At 63.3% G+C, this 9,106-nt stretch carries 7 protein-coding genes; 2 read left to right on the top strand and 5 right to left on the bottom strand.

Features of this window, described 5'->3' with window-relative positions; all coding sequences use genetic code 11:
* Positions 1-643 precede the first annotated feature (643 nt).
* The gene (locus tag RHBS_RS19470) at positions 644-1,756 is read right to left on the bottom strand and encodes a hypothetical protein (protein WP_006368944.1); all 1,113 of its coding nucleotides are present in this window, start codon (positions 1,754-1,756) and stop codon (positions 644-646) included.
* A 251-nt stretch (positions 1,757-2,007) separates the two neighbouring features.
* Between RHBS_RS19470 and RHBS_RS19465 the strand changes: the two genes are divergently transcribed.
* Together RHBS_RS19465 and RHBS_RS19460 are read left to right on the top strand one after the other, a co-directional pair.
* Positions 2,008-3,033: a 3,4-dihydroxy-2-butanone-4-phosphate synthase gene (locus RHBS_RS19465; protein ID WP_050955240.1), complete on the top strand. Its 1,026-nt coding sequence runs from the start codon at positions 2,008-2,010 to the stop codon at positions 3,031-3,033.
* A gap of 14 nt (positions 3,034-3,047) precedes the next feature.
* Complete coding sequence (locus RHBS_RS19460; protein ID WP_006368941.1) at positions 3,048-4,202, top strand: LLM class flavin-dependent oxidoreductase; 1,155 nt, start codon at positions 3,048-3,050, stop codon at positions 4,200-4,202.
* 86 nt (positions 4,203-4,288) lie between these two features.
* Here the strand turns inward: RHBS_RS19460 and RHBS_RS19455 are convergent, their stop codons facing one another.
* The 4 genes from RHBS_RS19455 to RHBS_RS19440 form a co-directional block, all read right to left on the bottom strand.
* A complete protein-coding gene (locus RHBS_RS19455; protein WP_187298561.1) occupies positions 4,289-5,464 on the bottom strand; it encodes a CdaR family transcriptional regulator in 1,176 nt (391 codons plus the stop codon).
* Positions 5,465-5,857: 393 nt separating this feature from the next.
* The gene (locus RHBS_RS19450) at positions 5,858-7,018 is read right to left on the bottom strand and encodes an acyl-CoA dehydrogenase family protein (RefSeq protein ID WP_006368939.1); all 1,161 of its coding nucleotides are present in this window, start codon (positions 7,016-7,018) and stop codon (positions 5,858-5,860) included.
* A 5-nt stretch (positions 7,019-7,023) separates the two neighbouring features.
* Positions 7,024-8,910 carry a CocE/NonD family hydrolase gene (locus RHBS_RS19445; RefSeq protein ID WP_006368938.1) on the bottom strand — a complete coding sequence of 629 codons (1,887 nt, stop codon included), beginning with the start codon at positions 8,908-8,910 and terminating at the stop codon, positions 7,024-7,026.
* 6 nt (positions 8,911-8,916) lie between these two features.
* A partial coding sequence (locus RHBS_RS19440; protein WP_237669459.1) for an enoyl-CoA hydratase-related protein occupies positions 8,917-9,106 on the bottom strand: 190 nt, incomplete at its 5' end.

Raw genomic sequence — 9,106 nt, 5'->3', positions numbered from 1 at the left:
CCTAACCGTGCACCAGTCCCGTCTGGCATGTCTAAGGCCAGTTTGTACCGGTGGTTTCCTAGTAAGACCGATCTGACACTCGCAGTCCTCGACCGTCGAGACGAAAACTTCTGGAGCACTTGGGATCGCATCGCCCGGCGATCATACAGACCCGGTCGAGGAACTCCTCGCGCAAGTCGCTTGGATTCAAGATCTAGCAACCAGTGCCAGTTACCGTGGATGCGCGTTCGTCAACACCGCTGCCGAGTTCGACAGCGATTCCTATCAGGAAATCCGACAACGCTGCTCAAGCCACGAAGAGGAACTTCGAAAGCGGCTGCGGACCTTGACGAGCCTAGCCCAAGGGGGCGAACGCACTGGCCGATCAACTCCACGTGGTCATAGTTGGCGCCTTTGTACTTGGCGGGCTCTACGACGAAGGTTCTCCAGCCGCGGCGCTTGAGTCTGTCGCCAGGTTGGCTATCGACCGAGCCCTCATCAGACATTGAATGTTCCGAGCTCGTCCACGTCGGGCCAGAAGGTGGGATGCCGCCAGGTGTATGCGTACGGCCAAACAGACTCCGGTTGGTGGGGCGGCGACGCGGGTGTCGCCGCCGCTCACCACTACCGTGAGTCTGACTGGAGGTGAGTCAGATTAGTCCGATCAGACGTCGATGAGCTCGTCGGCGTGCTCGGTATCGATGCTTGTGTTGAAGCCGGCGTGCGATCCAATGAGGATTGGTTGCTGTCCCACGTACTCCTGCACGACCGAGGCGTTCATTGAAGCCATGAGGGCGGCATCCTGCATTGCGAATGTGTACGGCTGCTGCGAGCTGGAGCCGTTGGTGTGCAGCGCCCACGCCGGTGCGGTCAGAACGAGATCTCCTGCGCCCCATCGGATCGTTTGGCCCTCGACCACCGTCTGCCAGTCGCCGGCGAAAGCGTAGTTGATCGCCGCCATGCTGTGCCGGTGCGAGCGCGCCATGCGGTACTTGCCCTCGACCCAGGTGGGGTCATAGCCGCCGGAGATGAACGCGGTCAGAGTGTTCGTGCTTCCATTGACTCGACCGGTTGACTCGTCCCACAGCAGGGCGATGATCGCTGAGCGATAGTCGGGGCCGGACTTGTCAAGACCGTCGAGGTAGGCCTTGACCTCGTCCCATTTCCAGCACTTGGGATGATGCCGAATCACCTCGGGATCCATCAGGCCTGCATAGGTCTTGAGAGCGCCGCCTCCAGACGGCATCGGGTAGGCGTAGTCGGCGAGAGATTCCCGAACGTGCTCTACCCCGTCCGCGGCCGCTCGGTAGCCGTCGTTGACGTAGTGTGCTGCCAAATACTCCAGCAAGGGTTCGTCGCTAAACACCAGTCTCACGAAAGGCTCACTGCCGCTGGCCTCGTATTGACGGGCAGTGAGATTGGGTACGGTCCAGGTGTCGTGTTTCGACACGTCGAATCGAACTCCATCGACCTCTGCGATCCCCGCGCCGCCGATGCACAGCTCGACACACGAGCTGCTTCGCGTGACGTGCGGCGTGCGCTCGCCGGGGAGGACGACTTCGATCGCCGCGCGGATCGTTGGTGTGAGACCCCGGAACTTTGAGCTCGGGTGAACAACCAGCGAACGTCGGACACCGTCGCTAGGGGTAGGAAGCCCCGCGAGACGGGCGATCTCGGCTTCGATCTGCTCCCGTGGCACCTTCAGTGCTGGCCAGACGGCCGTCGTCGCCTCCGCAACGCCCGTCTGGTCGAGAAATTTCGCGTGCACCTCGGACATATCGCCTCGGTCCTTCCGTTCGTATGACAGTTGATCGCTACCGACACGAGTGTGTCGCAGATCTCACTCTAGAACCCGACAGGCGGGATTCGCAACCCGGTGCGCGGGATGAACTCCTGCAGAAATCTAAGCCAGCCCATCTGGTGGATTGTGCATCCCGTTGAGCGGACTGTCTGTATTGTGATCGGCATCACGCCACCGAATGGAGGGAGCACATCATCAGTACTCAGAGCGTCGGCACGGCTGATCGCGTGGCCCAGCAACTCGCGGAGGGGCGAGTCGTCGTCGTCACGGATGCCCACGCAGCCGCCGACTGTCCCCAAGCAGTTCTCGTGTGTTCGGCGAGCTACGTCACCGCGGTCACTGCCGCCTTCCTTGTCCGCTATTCCTCGGGGTATCTCGAGGTGGCACTGCCGAACACGGAGTGCGTCCGTCTGGGTCTGAGTTCAATGTCTGGTGTTGCCGTCGCGGCGCAGAACGGGACTGGATACACCGTGACGGTTGATGCTGCTTCGGGCATCGGCACCGGCATCTCCGCCGGGGATCGCGCCACGACGATGAGGCGTTTGGCGGATCCAGCGTCGACCGCGGCGTCGTTCACGCGCCCGGGTCACGTCCAGCCGCGCGTCACGGGAGCTGGTGGATCTCGTTCGCGCCCCGACTATGCACACGCTGCGGTGGACCTTGCTGGAATCGCCCAGCTGTCGCCAGTATGTGGGATAGGGCACCTTGTCAGCGCCGACAACCCGCATGAGCTCGCCGATGCTGCGGAAGCTCAACGGTTCGCGAGCCACCACGGGCTCAGCGTCGTCGATGTCCGCGACGTCGCCGAATGCATGGCGGAACGCACGCAAATCAGTGTTGGGCCGGCGTTCTCCCTAACTACGCGACATGGCGACTTCAACGCCGTCACATACAGCTTGCTCGGGCAACCCGACGAGTACACGGTGCTGTCATTCGGAGCGGGGCCCTCTGCAGGGGGCTGCCCGTACATCCATCATGCATGCCTTGGGCAACTACTGCTGGCAGAGCGCTGCGACTGCGCGGACCGGCTCGATCGGGCCATGGCGGCCATCGTCGAGGTCGGGCACGGCACCGTCGTGCTGGTACGCCATCTGCTGGCGCCAAACAGCTGTGTTGCTCCGCGGACGGCTGGTGCCGACGACGCTGTGCGGGAAGCAATCTCGACGGCTCGCCGACTCCTCTCCCAGCTGCCCCTTATCGATCCTGACTATCCCACCCATGACCTCGAGCCCCGCACTGCGATGATCGCCTAACCGAAGGTACTGAATTGAAAGCCCTGAACACGAACCCGGACGAACTGAGTCTCACCTACTTCTTCCCCACGGGTCAGACGGACCACATCTGGTCGGACGAAGCTGCGCGTACGACACCGACGCTATCGAAGCAGGTGTTTCTCGACATGGCACGGAGCGCGGAAGAGACCGGCTTCGATGCGCTATTCATCGCTGATAGTTGGTCAGGACATCAGCGTGCCGCCGAACGCGCAGGGCATCAGTCGCCGAAGTTCCATGCGCCGCTGCTCGCTATGGGCTTGTTTGCGGTGACTGATCACATCGGAGTGATCACGACGCTGCACACCACACACCATAAGCCCGCGCACGCCGCGCGAATGGGCGCCACACTCGACGCCTTTAGTGGCGGCCGCTGGGGTTGGAACGTCGTGACAGGGTTCGGCGACCCTGAGGCGCGCTTGTTCGGTGATGAGAACCTGGTTGAGCATGACCGCCGCTACGCCATGGCGGGCGAGTTCGTCGAGGTTGTCAAGCGTCTCTGGGCGGACGAGGAAGCTGTGGACTTCGAGGGCGACTATTACCGCGTTGACGGCCGAATCAAGGCGCCCCGCCCGCTCCAGCGTCCACACCCACTCCTCGTGAGCGCTGGCGGGTCACCGGCTGGTATGGCCTTTGCCGCTCGACATTGCGACCAACTCGTCGTTGCCGGCAACAGCCTAGACAAGGTGCGAGAGACCGGACATCGCGTCGAATCCGTACTTGAGAGCGTCGGGCGTGCAGCTCCGCTAGGTACGACTCCGTTCGCCATAGTCATTGTTCGCGAGGAAGAGGGCGAGGCTGAGGAGACCTACGAACGGCTCACGAGGTCGCTCAACGAGGACGCAACGATGGAGTTGGCCGCCGATATCCTGGGCGGAATCGACTCTGTTCGCGCGCTGTTCGAGGAACAAGGGTCTGAGGCAGCTGCGCGGGCGTGGGGCAGTGGTCAGGGGATACTCAAGATTTTCGGCACCAGCGAGCAGGTGGCAAGGCAACTGATCGCTCTCAAACAGCACACCGCCACATCGAACGTGCTCGTCAACTTCCCGTTGTGGAATCCAGCCGAGGTTCGGGCCTTCGCGCCCGTGCTCGATCACTTGCGAGAAGAAGGGATCTGGAGCCCGCCCAGCGAGCGGAACTACTCCTGGTGATCGAGCGGGTGGACGGCATCGTGCGCGGAAACTCGGGGGCGCGGTCGTTGACGGGTCCGGAATGATCGGCCTCTCGCGCACGGTTCTCACGCGGTAAGAGCAGTCGCGGACTCGTCCAAAAGGCTGCGCCGCCGCCGGTTATTCGCTTCGAAGGGCCGATGAGGCGGCAAGTACCACGTGAGCTCAATGATCGTCTCAGTCTCGTCGAGTGAGCACTCGGTGAGTTCCTCGAACCGGCTCAGCCGGTATCGGAGGGTGTTCCTGTGGACGGGGATGCTGGCCGCTGCTCGCGCAGCGTTCCGGTCGTGATTGAGCCAGGCCTGAAGCGCCTCGATGATGAGCTCTCCGAACGCGCCATGCTCGCGCAAGGGAACTAGATATCGACGGTCGAGGAACGCGTTGAGGGCGTATTGCGCCGGCACCGCGACCCGCCAGCTGACCGATTCGAGGCTGTGTACGCCAGCCGTTGAGCCGACGGCGGCGAGGATGTCCCGCGCGATGACGTACGAGCTGTTGAGGGAACTGAGTGGTCGTGGCGGACCAACCGCGACAGGCATTCGTGACGATCCGGGTGGCGACGTGGTGAATCCGATGAGGCCGCCCGCGCCGGGAACTAGCATCGTTACCGATTCGCTGGCACCGGCGTTCGCCGTGCAGTCGTCAATCAGCCGAGTCGCGATGCCCTCTAACGCGTATTGCGGGACGGCAGCGACACAGATTACGTGCACGAGTGCGTCGTGATCGATGTGGAATTCGGCGCATCCAAGCCAAATATCGTGCACGGGAAGGCTGCCCGCGAGGAGGCCAGTCACCCACCGCCTACGACGTTGTTGTTCGAGCTTCGGCTGTCCGAGTGTTACATAGCGGCGGTACGTTTCGGTCGCCTGGTTGGAGAACGAGTCACTCAATCCCCACAGCAGTTGTGAGAGCTCGAGTACCGTGCCGACCGCAACGCCATGCGCGGGGGCACGATCGGCGATCCAGTGCTGGATCCCCGTGATGACGGAGCGGAATCCAGCCATGACATCGTGAAAGTCCGCACCTTGCAGTAGCTTCTCGAGAGTCGCGTGATCGGCCCCGACAATCTCGCCGCTTGGCGGTTCGCTGCCCCGGATCAAGACCGGGGCAGCGAACCGCAGGATCCGTTCGACACAGGCGGTGATCGACTCGTCGGACACCGACCGGTACGCAGGCACCTCGGCACGCAGGCGGTGGGCGCTCCCGCGGAGGAACGACTCACTTGAAACGAGGTCGTCGAGCAAAGCGACCACTCCACGGAATGACGTTTCCGCAGCCACCGCGGTAGCGCCTGGTTGCTCCTTACAGAGGATCCTTGTCATCATCGGACCGTTGGAGGACGGCCACGCGACGAGTCTGGCGTCGAGAAAATCGTCGGTCGAGGCTCGCTATCCGTTGTCTTCAAGACGCGATCGCTGAGGTCGTTCATGTCGCTGCGCTCGTACATCTCGCCAAGTCCCCGAAGTACTCCGAGCCGCAGGCCGAAGTGCCCGGCCGAACCCAAGATGCAGATCATGGCGGTTGCTCCCTTCGTGAGCCGGGAACAAGTAGTTGCGGCTCAGACATAGCGCTTCGGTCGACGAGACTTCGCGAAACTCACAAGGATGGTTCTCCATGCTGCGGCTCTTGCTGCTCGTCTAGAGCGACCTTCCGATGAGCTCCTTCATGATCTCGCTGGTTCCGCCATAGATCGTCTGGACCCGAGCGTCGGCGTACATCCTGGCGATCGGATACTCGAGGATGTAGCCGTAGCCGCCGAACAGTTGGAGGCACCGATCGATGACCTCCTTCTGCTTCTCGGTCGCCCACAGCTTCGCCATCGAGGCGGTTGCGGGATCCAGTCGGCCCGCGATCTGCTCGCCGATGCAATGGTCGATGAGTGTCTTGCCGGCCAGGACGTCGGCCTTGCATTCGGAGAGGACGAATCTGGTGTTCTGGAATTGCATCAGTGGCTTGCCGAAAGCCTTGCGCTCTTTGGCATACGCGATAGTCCGGGCGACCGCGGTCTCGGCTGCTGCGATCGCGCCGACTGCAATGATGAGTCGCTCCCGCTGCAACTGGTTCATTAGCTGATAGAAGCCCTGGCCCTCGACGCCTCCTAGGAGGTTGGCCGCGGGGACGCGCATATCGGTGAATGCCAGTTCTCTGGTGTCCTGTCCGTGCTGTCCTATCTTATCTAGGATTCGGCCGCGTTCAAAGCCGTCCAGGTCCTTGGTCTCGGCGACGAAAAGGGAAATTCCCTTTGCCCCCTGACTGGGATCGGTCTTGGCGACAATGATGAGAAGGTCGCAGTGGGTGGCGTTCGAGATGAAGGTCTTCGATCCGTTGATCAGGTAGTCGTCGCCCTGTCGGACGGCGGTCGTGCGAACAGCCTGCAGGTCAGACCCTGTCCCCGGTTCGGTCATCGCAATGGCGAGAACCGCCTCGCCCGTGGCGCATCTGGGCAGCCACCGCTTCCTCTGCTCTGCGGTGGCGTACGAATTGATGTAGTGCGCCACGATGGTCGAGTGCACGGCGAAGCCCATTGCACTGTCGCCGGCGCCGACCAGCTCCTGCTGGACGACGGACTCATGCCCGAAGTTGCCACCGGCACCGCCGAATTCCTCGGGCACATCGAGGCAGAGCAGACCCGCCGCGCCGGCCTTGTTCCAGACGTCACGGTCGACCTGGTGCTGCTGGGCCCAGCGCTCTTCGTGCGGAGTCACTTCTTTGGCGACGAACGCGGCGGCATGCACCCGAAGGGCTGCCTGGTCATCGGACTCCCAAGGGGCGCGATAGTTGGGGAACAGTTCGGACATCGTTTCTATACCTCCCAGATTCGATCGACAACGAGGTCATCCCCGACGCGAACCTTTGCGTGTGCTGTGAGCTTTCCGCCCACAAACTCAGAATGCACGCTTCCTTCGATGGTCCGGCCATTCGCCAACCGCACCGTCGCCGCGTGATCGAAGGTCAGTCGCGCCATACTCGGCGCGAGATTATTGACCTCGGCAAAATCACGCGTTGACGACTCATAGACATGGGCTTCGTCGAATGTTCTCACCGCGACGTCGGCGCCGGAGAGCATCTCAACCCCGTCGAGGATCAGGTCGCGCCCGATCTTCCACACCGGCGCGGCACTGATGATGCCGTCCGGCAGGGCGGTCGGGGGCGGCGGAAGTGTTGTCGGCACCCCGGCGCCGGGGTCGATTGTCAGCAAGTGCTGGCGGAGTCCCTGAACCTCCAGAACGGAGCTGGAGCCATCCGCTTGCACGGCCGGCAGGACGTGGGGAAAGTCGCTGCTGGAAACGACGATGCGAATCCGGTGCCCGGCGGGCACCTGGTACGCGGTCGGCGCCAACGTGACGCGCCACTGACCGGCGCCGCCGGTAATGGGGGCGATGCCCGTCGTGATCAGATGCGAACTACCGTCCGGGGCCACGTCGGCAACGCGCACGACGATACGATCGCTGGTCGTCCCCTCCCCTGTCACGACGTCGGCGGTCGGCGCTCCGATGATGACTGTGTCCTCGGTGAGCTCCTCGCCATCGATGGCCACGGCCCGCCGGTCGTCCTCCTGCTCATCCAAGGGCAGCCCGTAACCGAACGTGGGGATGTACCACGTCCCCGACTGTGTGCCCGCGACGGCGTCGCTCACCGACACCGCCGGCCAGTGTGGCGGCGCGGAGGCGCCATCGTCGGGAGCGGGGATCAATTCGCTCGAGGTGGCCGCGTCAAAGACGACACTTCGACTTTCTGCCGGGGGCCACGCCGTGTACTCGCGCCAGGATTGCGCGCTTCCCTGCACAAACACGGTCGCACCGTCGGCGTCGAACTCCGGTTCCGCTTTGTCGCGGAGCCAACGGTCCCACCAACGGAGCATCAGCTCGCGATGCTCCGCAGGCGCAATCGGAGAGGCGCTGGGCTCGACGTGCATCCACGGCCCCGCCACGAGATGCTTCCGTGTCGGGATCGCTTCGTAGGCGCGCACGCTGCCGGAGCAGAAGAGGTCGCGCCAGCCCGAGAAGCACAGCGCCGGGACGTCCACGAGAGTGGCGTCGATGGCGCGCTCCCCCCAGACCGGATCGTCGGGACCGTGCTGCCAGAAGTCGATGATGTTCGGCGTCTCGTCCAGTCGAGCTCGCCAACTCTCCATCTCGATACTGGTCGGGTTGGTGCGCACGGGTGGCAGAACCTGATCGAGCAGGGTTTTCGTTCCCCATAGACCGGTGGCCATCACACCGCCGCGTACCCCGCTCGGGTTGGCCAGGCCATCGGATCCGTCCGCGGTGAAGAAGATCGGCACTATCGCCTTCAACCCGCGCGGGCGCAGGGCGGCCGTGCGCAGCGTCATGATTCCGCCATAAGACATCCCCCACATGCCGATCGATCCATCGCACCACGGCTGGTCGGCGATCCATTCGATCGCCGCGGCGGCGTCGCGCCCCTCTTGGGGATCCAGCGGGGGCAGCATCGTTCCCGACGATCCGCCGAGGCCCCGAGGATCAATGAAGACCGAGGCGTAGCCGCGCTCGGCGAACCACGTCATCGCGTCCGCATGCGTGACGTGACCGGCCGTATCGCGCCGATAGGGCATCACGGTGACGAGCACCGGAGTCGGTGCGTCACCACTCGGTTTGATCAGGTCGGCCACGACAACACAATCATTGCCTACCGGAATCTGCACGTCGCGGATTAGCTGAGTCGTCATGTTAGATCACTTTCCGTGGAATTCGGGGGTCCGCTTTTCTTCGAAGGCCCGCTGGCCTTCGTGGCAGTCGTCCGAGCGCAGCGCGACGGCGAAGTTGCGCCGCTCGTACTCCAGGCCGTGGGCGAGCGGTGACTCCATCGACACGCGTGCCGCATCCTTCGCGAGTGCGACGGCGAGCGGAGAGTTCGCCCGCGAT

It is taken from the genome of Rhodococcus sp. BS-15, assembly GCF_000813105.1.
Classification (GTDB): Bacteria; Actinomycetota; Actinomycetes; order Mycobacteriales; family Mycobacteriaceae; genus Rhodococcoides.
This window is presented reverse-complemented; position numbering and strand designations above follow the sequence as displayed.

Bases quoted from the DNA above. Each gene is read 5' to 3' on its own strand.
- RHBS_RS19470 (WP_006368944.1), bottom strand. From the start codon at position 1,756: ATGTCCGAGGTGCACGCGAAATTTCTCGACCAGACGGGCGTTGCGGAG.
- RHBS_RS19450 (WP_006368939.1), bottom strand. From the start codon at position 7,018: ATGTCCGAACTGTTCCCCAACTATCGCGCCCCTTGGGAGTCCGATGAC.
- RHBS_RS19445 (WP_006368938.1), bottom strand. From the start codon at position 8,910: ATGACGACTCAGCTAATCCGCGACGTGCAGATTCCGGTAGGCAATGAT.